The organism is Streptomyces populi (genome assembly GCF_002911015.1).
In the GTDB taxonomy this organism is placed as follows: Bacteria; Actinomycetota; Actinomycetes; order Streptomycetales; family Streptomycetaceae; genus Streptomyces; species Streptomyces populi.
Window position 1 is genome coordinate 16,425 of sequence record NZ_KZ626909.1, and the last position, 15,956, is coordinate 32,380.

The following is a 15,956-nucleotide window of genomic DNA, read 5'->3' on the forward strand; positions in this document are numbered from 1 at the left end:
CCTCCAGAGGGGCACGCGGAGCGCCCTCCGTACGGGACGGGGGCACACTTCGATAACTGTCAACAATATTGTCAGCCAAAGCCATTGACCCGGCACGGACAGGGTTCTACCTTCGCGCTGAGCACCATTGTGCGGTGTGCGCACACCCTGTCGGAACACTCTCGTCTGCACAGGAGGAGCCATGCGTCGTCTGCTCGCCGGGATCGCGGTCGGAGCCGTGCTGGTCGCCGCGTCGGCCTGCGGTTCGTCGGACGGCGGTGGCGCCTCGGACAAGAACTCCTCGTCCGGCGGCACCACCGAGGTCAAGCTGGGGGTCATCCCCATCGTCGACGTCGCCCCCGTCTACCTGGGCCAGAAGAAGGGCTTCTACAAGAAGCACGGACTGACCCTGTCGATGACGGCCGCGCAGGGCGGCGCGGCGATCGTCCCGGGTGTCGTCTCGGGCCAGTTCCAGTTCGGGTTCTCCAACGTGACCTCGCTGATGATCGCCCAGTCCAACGACGTTCCCGTGAAGGCCATCGCGAACGGCGTCGCCTCGACGGGCGTGGCGGGCGCGGACTTCGGTGCCATCACGGTGAAGAAGGGCAGCGCGATCAAGTCGGCGAAGGACCTGGAGGGCAAGAAGGTCGCCGTCAACACGCTGAAGAACATCAACGAGACGGCCGTGCGCGAGTCGGTGCGCAAGGCGGGCGGCGACCCGTCCGAGGTGAAGTTCGTCGAGCTCGCCTTCGACCAGATGCCCGCGGCCCTGGACAGCGGTCGGATCGACGCCGCGATGGTGGTCGAGCCGGCGCTCGCCACCGTCAAGAGCCAGGGCGCGACCGAGATCGCCTCCTCCCTGGTCGACGTGGCGCCGAACCTCACGGTCGCCATGTACTTCACCTCGAACCAGTACGCGCAGCAACACCCGGACGTGGTGAAGAAGTTCCAGGAGGCCACCGCGGAGTCCCTCGCCTACGCCGACGCGCACCCGGACGAGGTCCGGGGGATCGTCACCACGTACACCACGATCCCCGCGGCCGTGCTGGCGAAGGTGACCCTGCCGAAGTGGCCGGCCGAGCCGAACCGGGCCTCGATCGAGGCGCTGGAGAAGCTGGGCGAGCAGGACGGTCTCTTCAAGTCGACGCCCGACCTGGACAAGCTGCTGCCGTGAAGCCCACGTCACCGCGCGGCGGCGGCTCCTCCGGACGGGCCGTGAACGCCGCACTGGGCGCCGCCGGGCTCGCGGCCTTCCTCGCCCTCGGCGAGGCGGTGCCGCGGCTCGGCCTCGTCAAGGAGCAGTTCTTCCCTCCGACCAGCCGGATCGCGCGGGCCCTCGGCGGCGAGATCACCGACAGCGCCTTCTGGGCGGATCTCGGCGACACCCTCACGGGCTGGGCGCTGGGCCTCGTGATCGCCGTCGGCGCGGGCGTCGTGGCGGGGGTGGTCGTCTCGGTCGTGCCGTACCTGCGCGAGGCGACCGCCTCGACGATCGAGTTCCTGCGGCCCATCCCCTCCGTGGCCCTGATCCCGCTGGCCGTCCTGCTCTACGGCACCGAGCTGAGGTCGGTGCTCCTCCTGGTCGTGTACGCGTCCTTCTGGCAGGTCCTCGTCCAGGTCATGTACGGGGTGCGGGACGTCGACCCGGTGGCGGAGGAGACCGCGCGCTCGTACGGGCTCGGCACCTGGGCCCGGATCCGGCACGTGCTGTGGCCGACCGCGCTCCCGTACGTCATGACCGGGGTCCGGCTCGCCGCGGCGGTCGCGCTCATCCTCACGGTGACCGCCGAACTCGTCATCGGGGCACCGGGGCTGGGCGCGCGCATCGCGGTGGCCCAGACCTCGCAGGCGGTGCCCGAGCTGTACGCGCTGATCGTGGTCACGGGTCTGCTCGGGCTGCTCATCAACGTGGGCGCGCGGTCGGTGGAGCGGTACGCGCTGGCCTGGCACCAGTCGGTGCGCGGGGAGGTGACGGTGTGAAGGACGACCCCGCCGGGCGGAGGAGGCCGGGCACGTGGGGAGGCCGTCTGCTGCGCGCGCTGTTCGTCGTCGCGCTCCCCGCCCTGCTGTTCGGCCTCTGGTGGCTCGCCTCGGACGGCAGCACCGACGTCTACTGGCCGCCGCTGCGCACGATCCTCGAGACCTTCCCCGACGTCTGGACCCGCGCGCGGCTCCGCGCCGATCTGCTGCCCAGCCTGCTGCGGCTGCTCGCCGGCTACACGTCGGCCGCCGTGGTGGGGATCGGCCTCGGCACGGTCATCGGCTCGTACCGGAAGGTGCGGGCCGTGTGCGAACCCGTCCTGGAGTTCCTGCGGGCGGTGCCGCCGCCCGTCCTCGTCCCGGTCATCATGCTGTTCGCGGGCATCGGGGACACGATGAAGATCGTCGTGATCGCGAGCGGCTGTGTGTGGCCGGTCCTGCTCAACACGATCGAGGGCGTGCGCGCCGTCGACTCCGTGATGTCCGAGACGGCCCGCTCGTACGGCATCACGGGTCCGGCCCGGATCCGGTCCGTCGTGCTGCCGTCGGCGGGCCCGCAGATCTTCGCGGGGCTGCGCCAGGCGCTGTCCATCGGCATCATCCTGATGGTCATCAGCGAGATGTTCGCGGCCAGCAACGGACTCGGCTTCACCATCGTGCAGTTCCAGCGCGGCTTCGCGATCCCCGACATGTGGACCGGGATCCTCGTCCTCGGCCTGCTCGGTTTTCTCCTCTCGGTGCTCTTCCAACTGGTCGAGCGCCGGGTCCTCGGCTGGTACCACGGTCTGCGCGACTCCTCCAGGCGGTCCCCGTGACGCATCCGAAAGGGCGGTCCATGCACGCGTCTTTGGTCGTATCCGGCCTGCGGAAGGTCTACGAGGGGGCGGGGCGCCGGGTGGAGGCGGTCCGCGATCTCACCTTCACGGTGGACGCGGGTGAACTCGTCTGTCTGGTGGGCCCGTCGGGCTGCGGCAAAACCACGCTGCTGAAGTGCATGGCCGGTCTGCTGGCGCCGACGTCGGGCGAGGTGCTGCTCGGGGGCCGGCGGGTGAGCGGTCCGCCGCCGGGCATGGCGTTCGTGTTCCAGGAGTACGGGCGCAGTCTGTTCCCCTGGATGAGGGTCGGCGAGAACGTCGAACTCCCGCTGCGGCAGAAGAAGCTGGGCAGGGTTCGGCGCAGGGAACTGGTCGTCGACGCGCTGGAGTCCGTCGGTCTGGCCGATGCCGCGGGAGCCTATCCGTGGCAGCTGTCCGGCGGGATGCAGCAGCGGGTCGCGATCGCCCGGGCCCTGGCGTACGAACCCGAGGTCCTGCTCATGGACGAGCCGTTCGCGGCGGTCGACGCGCAGACCCGCGCCGATCTGGAGGATCTGGTGCGCCGGCTGTGGCGCCGGCGCGGGATCACCGTCCTGTTCGTGACCCATGACATCGACGAGGCCGTGTACCTCGGTGAGCGGGTCCTGGTCCTCTCGGCCTCCCCCACCGTCGTGCGGGAGCAGCTGAAGGTCGATCTTCCCGAGGAGCGGGACCAGTTGCGCACCCGGGTGGCCCCGCGCTTCGCCGAACTGCGGACCCGTGTGTACGAGCAGATCCAGGCGGCGAAACGCGGGGAGCCGGTCGTCGAGGACGCGCCTCCGCCTCGGTGAGGACCGTGGAGAGGGTGTCGTGCGGTGCGGCCCCGGTCAGGCGCGCAGCCAGACCGCCGTGTCCGGCGGCAGGAGTCCGTCGGCGGTCAACGGGGCGCTGTGGAGCAGGAGCCGGGAGTGCCCGGGCAGTCCGACCGGGCCGTCGGACAGATTGACGACGCAGAGCAGGCCGTCCGCGCGGGTGAAGGCGAGGACGCCCTCGGGCGCGGGCAGCCAGTCGAGCGGGCCGTCGCCGAAGCCCGCTTCGTCGCGGCGCAGGCGCAGTGCGGCCCGGTAGAGGCTCAGCATGGAGGCGGGGTCGTCCGCCTGGCGGTCGGCGGCGTACGCCGGCCAGTCGGCGGGCTGCGGGAGCCAGGGCTCGCCGCCGAACCCGGCGTGCTCCTCGGCGGCCGTCCAGGGCAGCGGGACCCGGCAGCCGTCCCGGCCCGGGTCGGTGCCGCCGGAGCGCGTGTACATCGGGTCCTGGATGCTCTCGCGCGGCAACTCCACCTCGGGCAGGCCGAGTTCCTCGCCCTGGTAGACGTACACGGCGCCGGGGAGAGCGAGCGAGAGCAGGGCCGCGGCGCGGGCCCGGCGGGTGCCGAGCGCCAGGTCGGTGGGGGTGCCGAAGGCCTTGGCGGTGAAGTCGAAGCCGGTGTCCGCGCGGCCGTAGCGGGTGACCGTGCGGGTCACGTCGTGGTTGCACAGCACCCAGGTGGCGGGGGCGCCGACGGGGGCGTGCTCGGCGAGGGTCTCGTCGATCGAGGTCCGCAGCCGGTCCGCGTCCCAGGGGCAGGACAGGAAGGAGAAGTTGAAGGCGGTGTGCAGTTCGTCGGGGCGCAGGTAGCGGGCGAAGCGCTCGGAGTCGGGGAGCCAGACCTCGCCGACGAAGATGCCGTCGTAGGCGTCGGCGACCTCGCGCCAGGAGCGGTAGATGTCGTGGAGCTCGTCGCGGTCGACGTAGGGGTTGGGGTCGCGGCCCTCGACGTAGTCGGGCAGGTCCGGGTCCTTGGCGAGCAGCGCGGCCGAATCGATGCGCACACCGGCCACTCCCCGCTCGAACCAGAAGCGCAGGATCTCCTCGTGCTCGCGGCGGACGGCGGGGTGGTCCCAGTTGAGGTCGGGCTGCTGGGGGGTGAAGAGGTGGAGGTACCAGTCGCCGTCGGGCAGCCGGGTCCACACCGGCTCGGTGGAGCCCGCGAACTGGGACGGCCAGTCGTTGGGCGGGAGTTCGCCGTGTTCGCCGCGTCCGGGGCGGAAGTGGAACAGCTCGCGCTCCGGGCCGCCGGCCAGCGCCGCCCTGAACCAGGGGTGTTGGTCGGAGACGTGGTTCGGCACGATGTCGACCAGGGTGCGGATGCCCAGCTCGCGGGCCTCGGCGATGAGCTTCTCGGCCTCGGCGAGCGTGCCGAAGGCCGGGTCGATGGTGCGGTAGTCGGCGACGTCGTAGCCGCCGTCGGCCAGGGGCGAGAGGTACCAGGGGTTGAACCACAGCGCGTCCACGCCGAGTTCGGCGAGGTACGGGAGTCTGGCGCGGACGCCCGCGAGGTCGCCGGTGCCGTCGCCGTCGCCGTCCGCGAAGCTGCGGACGTACACCTGGTAGATGACGGCGGAACGCCACCACGCGGACTGATTTCGGGCAGGGCGGGGCTGTCCCACGGTGCGTTGCCTTTCGTTCGAGGAGGTCGGGTACGGGCGTCAGCCCTTGGTGCTGCCCGCGCTGATCCCGGCGATGATGTGCCGCTGGAACACCAGGAACATCACGACCATGGGGATGCTGGCGATCACCATCGCGGCGATGAGCACGGTCAGCTGGATGTTCTGCGACAGTTGGACGAGCGCCACGCTGATGGGCTGCTTGTCGGTGTCGGAGAAGACCATCAGCGGCCAGAGGAAGTCCTGCCAGACGGCGACCAGGGCGAAGATCGACACGACTCCGAGGACGGGCCGGGACATCGGCAGCACGATCGACCACAGGGTGCGCAGCTTCCCGGCGCCGTCGATCTCGGCGGCCTCCAGGACGTCGCGCGGGATCTGGTCGAAGAAGCGCTTGAGGAGGTAGAGGTTGAAGGCGTTGGCGACGGCCGGCAGCCAGATGCCGAGCGGGGAGTTGAGCAGGCTGGTGTGCAGGACGGGCAGGTCGGCGACGGTCAGGTACTTGGGGACCACCAGGGCCTGCGCGGGGACCATGAGGGTGGCGAGGATGCCGCCGAGGATCACCTTGCCGAAGGCCGGCCTCAGTTTGGACAGGGCGTAGGCGGCGGCCGTGCAGAAGACGAGCTGGAGCAGCCAGGCGCCCGTGGCCTGGACGACGGTGTTCCACAGATGGGTGGGCAGGTCCATCAGGTCCCACGCGTCGGTGTATCCGGCGAGGTGCCAGTGTTCCGGCACGAGCGTGGGCGGGGTGCGTGTGACCTCGTCCGGCGACTTCATGGCGCCGGTCACCATCCAGTAGACGGGGAAGAGGAAGGCCAGCGCGAAGAGCAGGACGACCCCGCCGAAGACGGTCCAGTAGAGGGCCCTGCCGCGGGGGCGGGCCAGGGTGAGCGGAGAGATCAGGGTGCGGGTGCTCACGCGTCCTCCCCTTCGGAGCGGGTCAGCCGCAGGTAGAGGGCGGAGAAGGCGCTGAGCAGGACGAGCAGCATGACGCTCAGCGCGCAGGCTCCGCCGAAGTCGTTGTAGAGGAAGGCGTACTTGTAGATCAGGTAGAGCACCGTGACGGTCTTGTCCTCGGGGCCGCCACCGGTGATCACGAAGGGCTCGGTGAACACCTGCATGGTGGCGATGATCTGAAGCAGCATCAGCATGAGGATGATGAAGCGCGTCTGGGGGATCGTCACGTGCCGGATGCGCTGGAGCAGGCTCGCTCCGTCCAGCTCGGCCGCCTCGTACAGCTCGCCGGGGATGCTCTGGAGGGCGGCCAGGTAGATGAGGACGGTGCCGCCGAGGTTGGCCCAGGTGGCGACGATGACGAGGGAGACGAGTGCGGTGTCGGCGCCGTTGGACCAGTTCGAGGTCGGCAGGTGCAGCGCGCGCAGCGTCTCGTTGGCGAGGCCGGCCCCGGGGTCGTAGAACCACTTCCACAGCAGGGCGCTGACCACGGGCGGGATCATCACCGGGAGGTAGACCACGACCCTGAAGAACGCCTTGGCGTGCCGCAGTTCGTTCAGGACCAGCGCCGTCACGAACGGGACGGCGAAGCCGATGAGCAGGGCGAGGACGGTGAAGGTGAGGGTGTTGCGCCAGGCGGCCGTGAACTCCGGATCGTGGAAGACCCGGGTGAAGTTGGCGGTGCCGACCCACTCGCCGCCGCTGCCGGGCGTGTACTTCTGGAAGGCGATCACGACGGCGCGGATCGCCGGGTACCAGGAGAACAGGGCGAAGCAGAGCAGGCCGCCGGCCAGGAAGGCGTAGGCGCGGAACTGGTCGGCCGGGCGCCGGCGTGACACACCCCCGTTCCGGCGCCCGGCCGACCGCGGCGCCTCCGGCGCGCCGACGGCGGCCGGAGGGAGCACTGCGGGGGGTTTCGATGCGGTCTTCATGAACGGTGTCAGCCTCGGGCCAGGATGGAGTCGATCTTGCCGGAGGCGTCCTCGAGGAGCTGGTCGATGTCGGCGTCCTTCTTGGTGAGGACGGCGGACACGGCGGCGTCGAGGACGGAGTAGATCTGCTGGGCCTGCGGGGGCTCGATCTTCATCTGTAGGCCCTGGTTGCCGTCGAGGAAGGGCTGGTAGTTCTCCACGGGCACGTTGGCGTTGGCCTTCTTGACCTGCTGGTCCTTGGCGTCCGCGGCGCCGGTGAACAGGCGCGGTTCGGGCAGGCCGACGGGCGCGTCGTTCTGCTTGGCGCGGGCGTAGTCGCCGAGGAAGCCCTTGCCGGGGGTCAGGAACATGTGGTCGAGCCACTTGAGGCCGGCCTTGATCTGGGCCGGGGTGTCCTTCTTGTTGAACATGTAGCCGTCGCCGCCGATGAGCGTGCCCTTGCCGCCGGGCATCGGGGCCAGGGCGAGGTCGTTGTAGTTGCCGCCCTTCTCCTTGACGAGGATCGGGATGTTGTCGGGCGCGGAGAGGTACATGCCGAGCTTGCCGGAGCCCATCATCTGCTGGACGTCGTTGATGACGAGCAGTTGCTTGCTGCCCATGGAGTTGTCGCTCCAGCGCATGTCCTTCAGGTTCTGTAGGACCGCCTTGCCCTCGGGGGTGTCGACGGCCGCCTTCTTGCCGTCCTCGGAGACGACGTTCCCGCCCTGCGAGTAGAGCTCGGCGGTGAAGTGCCAGCCGCCCTGGTTCTGGGCGCTGTAGTCGGCGTAACCGACGGTGCCCTTGCCGAGCGCGGCGATCTTCTTGGCGTCCGCGCGCAGTTCCTCCCAGGTGGCCGGGGGCTTGTCGGGGTCGAGGCCGGCCTTCTCGAAGAGCGCCTTGTTGTAGATGAGGCCCATCGAGTAGCCGGTGCGCGGGACGCCGTAGATCTTGCCGTCGACGGTGTAGATGTCGCGCAGCTGCTGCTGGATGGTGCCGTAGCTCTTGAGGTCCTTGACGTAACTCGTGATGTCGGCGGCCTGGTTGACGTCGACGACGTGCTTGGCGTCGGTGAAGTACGTGTAGAACACGTCCTCCATCTGGCCTCCGGCGAGCTTGGCGTCGAAGGTCTTGGGGTCCTGGCACGGGAACGCGTCGTGCGTGACGACGTCGATGTCCGGGTTGGCCTTCTCGAAGGCCGCGACGTCGGCGTCGAAGAACGAGCGGTCGGTCTTGGCGCTCTTCGGCGGCTCGCAGTTGACGGTGATGCGGGTCTTTCCGTTCGCCGCGTCGTCGTCGCCGCTCGAACCGCACGCGGTGGCGGTGAGCGCGACGGATGACGCCATGAGCATGACGAAGCTACGGCGGAACCCGGTACTTCTCATTGGTGGACCCCTTCGGGCTGGAGCGAGGAAGGCCCACGGCGGGCTTGCCGCCGTGTTCTGGCGCCGCACACTCAAGCACCGTCGACATCGGTCCGCAAGATGTCGCGCAGAATCTGTAATTATTTGACAGCGATCAAGGGTCTTCACGGCAGGTGGTTGCGTACCGGAGTCACCGGTCCCGGTACGGCGCCTCGGTCACCGGTCCCGGTACGGCGGCGCCGGGCCGGGACCGGGTCGTGCGGCCCCGGGGCCGCGGTCGCGCGGCCCCGGTCGCGCGGCTCAGCCCCGGGGCGCCTGCGCGGTCGAGCCGCGCACCACCAGTTCCGGCTCGAACAGGAGCTCCTCGGGGGTCACGCTGCTGCCGCCGATCTGCGCGTTCAGCAGCTCCACCGCGGCGCGCCCCATGGCCTCGATGGGCTGGCGGACCGTGGTCAGCGGGGGCTCGGTGCAGTTCATGAACGCCGAGTCGTCGTACCCGACGACGGAGATCTCGCCGGGGACGCTGAGCCCCTTGCGGCGGGCGGCCCGCACGGCGCCGAGCGCGAGCGGGTCGCTGGCGCAGATGATGCCGGTGACCCCCTGGTCGAGCAGTCTGGTGGCCGCGGCCTGGCCGCCCTCCAGCGAGAACATCGCCCGCGCCACGCGCTCGTCGGGCAGATCCGGCGCGAGGGCGCGCGCCGCCGCGAGCTTGCGGCCCGAGGGCATGTGGTCACCGGGGCCGAGGACGAGTCCGATCCGCTCGTGGCCGAGCGAGTCGAGATGGCGCCAGGCCTGCTCGACGGCCACGGCGTCGTCGCAGGAGACGCACGGGAAGCCGAGGTGCTCGATGGCCGCGTTGACCAGCACCACCGGAATGTTGCGGTCCGCGAGCTCGCGGTAGTGGTCGTGCGGCGCGTCGGCCTGCGCGTACAGACCGCCGGCGAACACCACGCCGGAGACCTGCTGCTGGAGCAGCAGCTCCACGTAGTCGGCCTCGGAGACCCCGCCCTTGGTCTGGGTGCACAGCACCGGGGTGAGACCGAGCTGGGCGAGCGCTCCGCCGATCACCTCCGCGAAGGCCGGGAAGATCGGGTTCTGCAGCTCGGGCAGGACGAGCCCGACGAGCCGCGCGCGCTCGCCGCGCAGCTGGGTCGGCCGCTCGTAGCCGAGGACGTCCAGGGCGGACAGGACCGCCTGCCGAGTGGAGTCGGAGACACCCGGCTTGCCGTTGAGCACCCGGCTGACCGTGGCCTCGCTGACCCCGACCTTCTTCGCCACCTGAGCAAGTCGTCGCGTCATGCACGCAAGAATAGCGCAAGAAATGCAAGTTGCTTGCGTAACGCGTCGTCCGATTCCTCTTCACAGGAACGGGACCGGAGTCCGGGTGCCCGCCGACGGCGGCGGCTGCTTCCGGCCACCGCCCTCGCCGCCGCGGCGGCCCCTCAGGGCGCGGCCCACAGTCCGCGGACATGGCCGAGGTGGCGGGTCATCACCGCGCGGACGGCGCGTTCGTCGCGCTCCAGGAGCGCGTCGAGCAGTTCCAGGTGCTCCCTCGCCGATTCCTCCAGACGGCCCGCCCGGACCAGCGCGTCGAGCCCGTACAGGCGCGAGCGCTTGCGCAGGTCGCCGACGACCTCCACCAGGTGGGAGTTGCCCGCGAGGGCCAGCAGACCGAGGTGGAAGCGGATGTCCGCCTCCACGTAGGCGATGAGGTCACCGGCCGCCGCCGCCGTCACGATCTCCCGGGCGGCCGGGCGCAGCGCCTCCAGCGAGGCGGGATCCGCCGTGCCGGCCAGCCCCACGACGGTGGGGATCTCGATGAGCGAGCGGATGTGGGTGTACTCGTCGAGCTGCTTCTCGGACACCTCCGTGACCCGGAAACCCTTGTTGGGGACCGTGTCGACCAGTCCCTCCTTGGCCAGGTCCAGCATGGCCTCCCGGACCGGCGTCGCCGAGACGCCGAAGCGGGCCGCGAGCGTCGGCGCCGAGTAGACCTCGCCCGGCCGCAGCTCACCCGCGATCAGCGCGGCGCGCAGCGCGTCGGCCACGCGCTCGCGGTAGCTGCTCCTCCTGCCGCCCAGCGCGGGCAGGTCGGGAGCGGCTGAGGGTGCGCTGCTGCGCTCGGCGGCCATCGGGGTCTCCTCGTACGGGCCTCGGCGCCTCGGTGCGGCCTTGTCCTGTCGCACCCTTTGGGCACTGTGCCATGTCACGTGTTATCGGGGGCTCCAGTATCCACGGCCCGGCGCGTGGCCGCTCACAGGACGAACCCGGCCGGGAACGGGTCCGTCGGGTCGAGCAGGTACTGGGCGGTTCCCGTGATCCACGCGCGTCCCGTGAAGCTGGGCAGCACGGCGGGGAGCCCGGCGACCTCGGTGGTGCCCAGCAGCCGTCCGGTGAACCGCGTGCCGATGAACGACTCGTTCACGAACTCGGTGTCCAGCGGGAGTTCACCACGGGCGTGCAGTTGGGCCATGCGCGCGCTGGTGCCCGTGCCGCAGGGCGAGCGGTCGAACCAGCCGGGGTGGATCGCCATCGCGTGCCGTGAGTAACGGGCCGTCGCCCCCGGCGCGTACAGGTGGACGTGGTGGCAGCCGCGGATGGACGGGTCCTCGGGGTGCACGGGCCCTCCCTCGGCGTTGACCGCGTCCATGAGCGCGAGCCCGGCGGCGAGGATCTCGTCCTTGCGGGAGCGGTCGAAGGGCAGGCCGAACTGCTCCAGCGGCAGGATCGCGTAGAAGTTCCCGCCGTAGGCCAGGTCGTACGTCACCGTACGGCCGTCGGCGAGTGTCGCCCTGCGGTCGAGGCCGGCGGCGAACGAGGGCACGTTCCTGAGCGTGACCTCCCTGGCCGCGCCGTCCTCCACGGCGACCTCGGCGACGACGAGGCCCGCCGGGGTGTCGAGCCGGATCGTGGTGACGGGCTCGACGACCTCGACCATGCCGGTCTCCACCAGCACGGTCGCCACCCCGATCGTGCCGTGTCCGCACATCGGCAGGTAGCCCGACACCTCGATGTAGATCACGCCGTAGTCGCAGTCGGGCCGGGTGGGCGGCTGGAGGATCGCTCCGCTCATCGCCGCGTGGCCGCGCGGCTCGTTCATCAGGAGCCGCTTGATGTCGTCGCGGTGCTCGCGGAAGTACAGCCGCCGCTCGTTCATGGTCGCGCCCGGGACCGTGCCGATCCCGCCGGTGACCACCCGGGTGGGCATGCCCTCGGTGTGCGAGTCGACGGCGTGCAGGACGAGTTTGCTGCGCATGGGGCTCCTCGGTGGGTGGGTCGGGGCCGTGCCGGTGCATCAGCCCGTCGCCGTCGGACAGGGATGTGGGCGTCGGTGGCGACGGGCATCGATGTACCGGCACGGCCCCTCACGCCGGATCCCGACTGCGGGTGAGCGGTGGCTCGGGTGCAGTCCCTCATCGGCGTGGGTTTCAGCCCCTCCGGCGTTTGGGGAGCAGGGGTCCGGGGGCGGAGCCCCGGGGGTGGGAAGGGCAGGGGCGGAGGAAGGTTGTGGGCTGAGGGGGCGGCTCAGGCGAGTCCTGCGGCGACGGCACGTTCCGTGGCCAGGCGCACGGCGGCCTCCTGCTCGGGCAGCAGCGGGACGCGCGGCGGGCGGACCGGACCGCCGTGGCGGCCGACGAGGTCCATGGAGAGCTTGATGGCCTGGACGAACTCGACCCGGGAGTCCCAGCGCAGCAGCGGGTGCAGCTGTCGGTAGAGCTTGCCCGCCGTGTCGAGGTCGCCCGCGACGGCGGCGCGGTACAGCTCGACGCTCGCCCTGGGCAGCGCGTTCGGGTAGCCGGCCACCCAGCCCTTGGCGCCCGCGACGGCGAGTTCGAGCAGGACGTCGTCGGCGCCGATCAGCAGGTCGAGTTCCGGCGCGAGTTCGGCGATGCGGTAGGCCCGGCGTACGTCGCCGGAGAACTCCTTGACGCCCTGGACGTAGCCGGCGGCGTGCAGCTTCGCGAGGAGTTCGGGCACCAGGTCGACCTTGGTGTCGACGGGGTTGTTGTACGCGACGACCGGAACGCCCGCCCGGGAGACCTCCTCGTAGTGTGCGAGGACGGAACGCTCGTCGGCGCGGTAGGCGTTGGGCGGCAGCAGCATCACGGCGCCGCAGCCCGCGTCCCTGGCCTGCTCGGCCCAGCGACGGGCCTCGGCCGAGCCGTACGCGGCGACGCCCGGCATCACCCGGGACCCGCCGACCGCGGCGACGGCGGTCTCGACGACCGAGGCCCGCTCCTCGGGGGTGAGCACCTGGTACTCACCGAGGGACCCGTTGGGCACGACGCCGTCGCAGCCGTTCTCGACGAGCCAGGAGCAGTGCTCGGCGTAGCGGCCGAGGTCGATCGAGAGGTCGTCGTTCAGCGGGAGCGCGGTGGCCACGAGAACTCCGTGCCAGGGACGGTGGCTGTCGGGGGTGACCGTCATGAGGGTTCCTCCCTTTCAGTGGGGTGTGACATTGCACTGTGTGACTGTGTGGGCTGGCGATCCGGGTCATGGGTGCGTCGGTGTGGGGCTCCCGCCGGGCGGCCGGGGGCGTGGTCGTTGCCGCCGTCATGACCCTCGTCGTCCGCACCCGCGCGGGCGAGTTCGCCGAGTGGTACCGGGCGGGCCAACATGCGTTGCACGGGAGTCTGTTCGCAGCCGGTGAGGCCGGCGACGGCGGGTTCGCAGATCCGGCCCTGGCACCATCCCATTCCGGCTCGGGTGAGCAGCTTGACCGTCCGCAGGTCGCCCGCGCCGAGGTCGGTGACGGCCTCGCGGACGCGGCCGGCCGTGACCTCCTCGCAGCGGCACACGACGGTGTCGTCGGTGACCTGGTCGGCCCAGTGAAGGGGCGGTCGGTACACCGTGTCGAGCGCTGCCGCGAACCGGCGCGCTCGCGTCCGGACCCGTGCGGCCCCGGCGGCCGGGTCGGGTGCGGTGCCGTGCAGCCGGGCGGCCGCCGACCGGCCCGCGATGTGCCCCTCGGCCAGGGCCAGTTCGGCCCCGCCGATGCCCGTGGTCTCGCCCGCGGCCCAGACGCCGGGTACGTCGGTGCGCTGTTCGTCGTCCACGGAGACGTTCACCCCGTCCACGCGGCAGCCGAGCGCCTCGGCGAGGTCGGTGTGCGGGATCATCCCGTGCCCGACGGCGAGCGCCTCGCACGGGATCCGCCGCTCCGTCCCGGGCCGCACCCGCCCGTCGGGGCCGAGCGCGGCGACGGTGACGGCTTCGAGGCGCCCCTCGCCCCGGGCCTCGATGACGGTGTGCCGCGGAAGGAAGGGGACGCGGTGGCGGAGCAGCCGGGCCGCGTACCGGGCTCCCTCGGCGGCCTTGCCGGGGGCGGACGCCAGCGCCCCGGCCGCGCGCGGCAGCCTTCGGGGGTCGAGGGACTCCACGAGCGCCGCGACCTCGACCCCGGCGGCCGCCAGTGCGGTCGCGACGGGCAGCAGCAGCGGCCCGCTCCCCGCGACGACGGCTCTGCGGCCGGGCACGACGAGACCGCCCTTGAGCATCGCCTGGGCCCCGCCGGCGGTCACGACCCCGGGCAGGGTCCAGCCGGGGAAGGGCAGCACCTTCTCGTATCCCCCGGTGGCCAGGAGGACGGCGTCGGCGCGCACGGCGACGGAGCGCTCCTGGAGCGGCCCGAGGAGGGCGTGGACGGTGAATCCCGGCCGGGCGCCGGGTGCCGGCCCGGTCCGCTCGACCGTCCAGACATGGTGGTCCGGCAGGTGCTCGACCGTGCCCGCCTCCAGGTGTGCCGCGAGCCCCTGTTCCAGGCGCTCCCAAGTGCTCCACCGATGGTGCAGGGCCGAGGGCCGCCGGGCGCCGAGGCCGCTCGCGGGGCGGCGGTGGAACTGGCCGCCCGCCGCCGCGGCCGCGTCGATCAGCGTCACGTGGATGCCGCGTGCCGCCGCGGCCAGGGAGGCGGCGAGGCCGGCCGGACCCGCGCCGATCACCGCGAGGCGGGGGGATCCGTCAGTCATCGTGGCCGGTGCCCTCCTGCGTGCGGATCGCGTCGCCGGGTGCCAGCGGGACCAGACAGGCCCGTTGGTTGGGGCGGTCGTTGACGGTGACGAGACAGTCGAAGCAGACGCCGATGCCGCAGAAGACCCCGCGGGGGCGGCCGGTGCCGCGGGTGCTGCGCCACGAGGTCACGCCCTCGGCCCACAGGGCCGCGGCGACGGTCCGGCCGGGCAGCACGTCGATCGCCCGGCCGTCGAGGGTGACGGTGAAGGGCCGGCCGGGCTCGGCCCGTACGAGGTCCAGGGGGTTCACGCGGTCTCCTCGGGGAAGCGGTCGGGCCGGAACGGCGTGAGGTCGAGGCCGGGCGCCCTGCCCGCCAGGACCTGCGCGATCAACTGCCCGGTCCCGGTGGACAGTCCGATCCCGGCCCCCTCGTGCCCGCAGGCGTGGAGGAGACCGGGCGCCCGGGGGTCGGGGCCGATGGCGGGCAGGTGGTCGGGAAGATAGGGGCGGAAGCCGAGGTAGGTCCGCAGGGCGCGCACCCGCGCGAGGAACGGGAAGAGCCGGGTGGCTCCGGCGGCCAGCTCCCGGACGACCGGCAGCGAGAAGGACCGGTCGAAGCCGACCCGTTCCCGGCTCGCGCCGATCAGGACCGGGCCGGCCGCGGTCCCCTCCACCACCGGCGACGTCTGGAGGGCGGCCGAGTCGCTGGCGACGTCGGCCACGTAGTCCGCCGCGTACACCTTGTGCCGCACCCGGCGCGGCAGGGGCTCGGTGACCAGGACGAATCCCCGGCGAGGCAGCACGGGAAGCGTGACGCCCGCGAGCGAGGCCACGGCGCCGCCCCAGGTTCCGGCCGCGTTGACGACGGCGGGAGCGTGCAGCTCGCCCCGGTCGGTGCGCACCCCGCGGACCGAGCCGTCCTTCCCGCGCAGCACCTCGGTCACGGTGTGCCCGGTCAGCAGCCGCGCGCCCGACGCCCGCAGGAGGTGCGCGGCGGCGAGGGCGGGCATCACCTGGGTGTCCTGCGGGTAGCGGACGGCGCCCGCGAGCCCCGGCGCCAGGTACGGCTCCAGATCGTGCAGTCGATCGGCGGCGACCGGTTCGGCCAGCACGCCGGCCGCCCGCTGGCCCGCCGCGAACGTCTCCAGCGCGGTCAGGCCCTCGGGGGTGGACGCCACGACGACGCCGCCCTTGGCCTCGTACTCGAACGCCTTCGCGTGTTCCTCGGCGAGGTCCGCCCACAGGCGCCCGGAGAGCAGGGCGAGGTCGAGTTCGGGTCCGGGCTCCTTGTCGGAGACGAGCAGGTTCCCCTCGCCCGCGCCGGTCGTGCCGCCGGCCACCGGGCCCCGGTCCACCACGGCGACGTCGAGCCCCTCGCGAGCCGCGTACAGGGCACAGGCCGCACCCACCATTCCGGCTCCGACGACCACGACATCGCAGGTAACAGGCTGACTCACATCAGTACTATGTCACATATCGCAGTTCTCGTCCCCGCGCCGGACAGGAATCCCCAGAGTCGGCCGGGAGTCGGCCATCGGC

At 71.8% G+C, this 15,956-nt stretch carries 15 protein-coding genes; 4 read left to right on the top strand and 11 right to left on the bottom strand.

All coding sequences use genetic code 11. The features are described from left to right. Positions 1–181 precede the first annotated feature (181 nt). From CW362_RS28715 to CW362_RS28730, 4 genes are read left to right on the top strand one after another with little or no spacing between them, the layout of a single operon-like run. On the top strand, positions 182–1,153 hold the full coding sequence (locus CW362_RS28715; protein WP_103552516.1) for an ABC transporter substrate-binding protein: 972 nt from the start codon (positions 182–184) through the stop codon (positions 1,151–1,153). Further along, a complete protein-coding gene (locus tag CW362_RS28720) occupies positions 1,150–1,959 on the top strand; it encodes an ABC transporter permease (RefSeq protein WP_240658084.1) in 810 nt (269 codons plus the stop codon). Before CW362_RS28715 ends, CW362_RS28720 begins: the two co-directional genes overlap by 4 nt. Continuing rightward, positions 1,956–2,774 carry an ABC transporter permease gene (locus tag CW362_RS28725; RefSeq protein WP_376449943.1) on the top strand — a complete coding sequence of 273 codons (819 nt, stop codon included), beginning with the start codon at positions 1,956–1,958 and terminating at the stop codon, positions 2,772–2,774. The genes CW362_RS28720 and CW362_RS28725 overlap by 4 nt, the downstream gene beginning before the upstream one ends. 20 nt (positions 2,775–2,794) lie before the next feature. Further along, positions 2,795–3,604, top strand: a complete 810-nt coding sequence (locus tag CW362_RS28730; protein ID WP_103552517.1) for an ABC transporter ATP-binding protein — start codon at positions 2,795–2,797, stop codon at positions 3,602–3,604. A gap of 36 nt (positions 3,605–3,640) precedes the next feature. Here the strand turns inward: CW362_RS28730 and CW362_RS28735 are convergent, their stop codons facing one another. The 11 genes from CW362_RS28735 to CW362_RS28785 all read right to left on the bottom strand — a co-directional run bounded on the left by CW362_RS28735 (position 3,641) and on the right by CW362_RS28785 (position 15,874). Beyond that, positions 3,641–5,242: a glycoside hydrolase family 13 protein gene (locus tag CW362_RS28735; RefSeq protein ID WP_103552518.1), complete on the bottom strand. Its 1,602-nt coding sequence runs from the start codon at positions 5,240–5,242 to the stop codon at positions 3,641–3,643. A gap of 39 nt (positions 5,243–5,281) precedes the next feature. Then, positions 5,282–6,157: a carbohydrate ABC transporter permease gene (locus CW362_RS28740; protein ID WP_103552519.1), complete on the bottom strand. Its 876-nt coding sequence runs from the start codon at positions 6,155–6,157 to the stop codon at positions 5,282–5,284. Next, positions 6,154–7,125, bottom strand: coding sequence for a carbohydrate ABC transporter permease (locus tag CW362_RS28745; RefSeq protein ID WP_103552520.1), 972 nt, complete (start codon positions 7,123–7,125; stop codon positions 6,154–6,156). Before CW362_RS28745 ends, CW362_RS28740 begins: the two co-directional genes overlap by 4 nt. 8 nt (positions 7,126–7,133) lie before the next feature. Continuing rightward, positions 7,134–8,486 carry an ABC transporter substrate-binding protein gene (locus tag CW362_RS28750; RefSeq protein ID WP_103552521.1) on the bottom strand — a complete coding sequence of 451 codons (1,353 nt, stop codon included), beginning with the start codon at positions 8,484–8,486 and terminating at the stop codon, positions 7,134–7,136. A gap of 279 nt (positions 8,487–8,765) precedes the next feature. Next, positions 8,766–9,764 carry a LacI family DNA-binding transcriptional regulator gene (locus tag CW362_RS28755; protein WP_206301077.1) on the bottom strand — a complete coding sequence of 333 codons (999 nt, stop codon included), beginning with the start codon at positions 9,762–9,764 and terminating at the stop codon, positions 8,766–8,768. Positions 9,765–9,907: 143 nt separating this feature from the next. Continuing rightward, a complete protein-coding gene (locus CW362_RS28760; protein ID WP_103552523.1) occupies positions 9,908–10,597 on the bottom strand; it encodes a GntR family transcriptional regulator in 690 nt (229 codons plus the stop codon). 122 nt (positions 10,598–10,719) lie between these two features. Continuing rightward, entirely contained in the window at positions 10,720–11,721 is a 1,002-nt protein-coding gene (locus CW362_RS28765; protein ID WP_103552524.1) for a proline racemase family protein, read from the bottom strand. A gap of 269 nt (positions 11,722–11,990) precedes the next feature. Continuing rightward, positions 11,991–12,893, bottom strand: a complete 903-nt coding sequence (locus CW362_RS28770) for a dihydrodipicolinate synthase family protein (protein ID WP_103552525.1) — start codon at positions 12,891–12,893, stop codon at positions 11,991–11,993. Beyond that, positions 12,890–14,434 (bottom strand): NAD(P)/FAD-dependent oxidoreductase, encoded by a 1,545-nt coding sequence (locus CW362_RS28775; protein ID WP_103552526.1) that lies wholly within the window; start codon positions 14,432–14,434, stop codon positions 12,890–12,892. Before CW362_RS28775 ends, CW362_RS28770 begins: the two co-directional genes overlap by 4 nt. Next, a complete protein-coding gene (locus tag CW362_RS28780; protein WP_103552527.1) occupies positions 14,427–14,726 on the bottom strand; it encodes a (2Fe-2S)-binding protein in 300 nt (99 codons plus the stop codon). The genes CW362_RS28775 and CW362_RS28780 overlap by 8 nt, the downstream gene beginning before the upstream one ends. Further along, positions 14,723–15,874 carry an NAD(P)/FAD-dependent oxidoreductase gene (locus tag CW362_RS28785; protein ID WP_103552528.1) on the bottom strand — a complete coding sequence of 384 codons (1,152 nt, stop codon included), beginning with the start codon at positions 15,872–15,874 and terminating at the stop codon, positions 14,723–14,725. Before CW362_RS28785 ends, CW362_RS28780 begins: the two co-directional genes overlap by 4 nt. Positions 15,875–15,956: the final 82 nt, after the last annotated feature.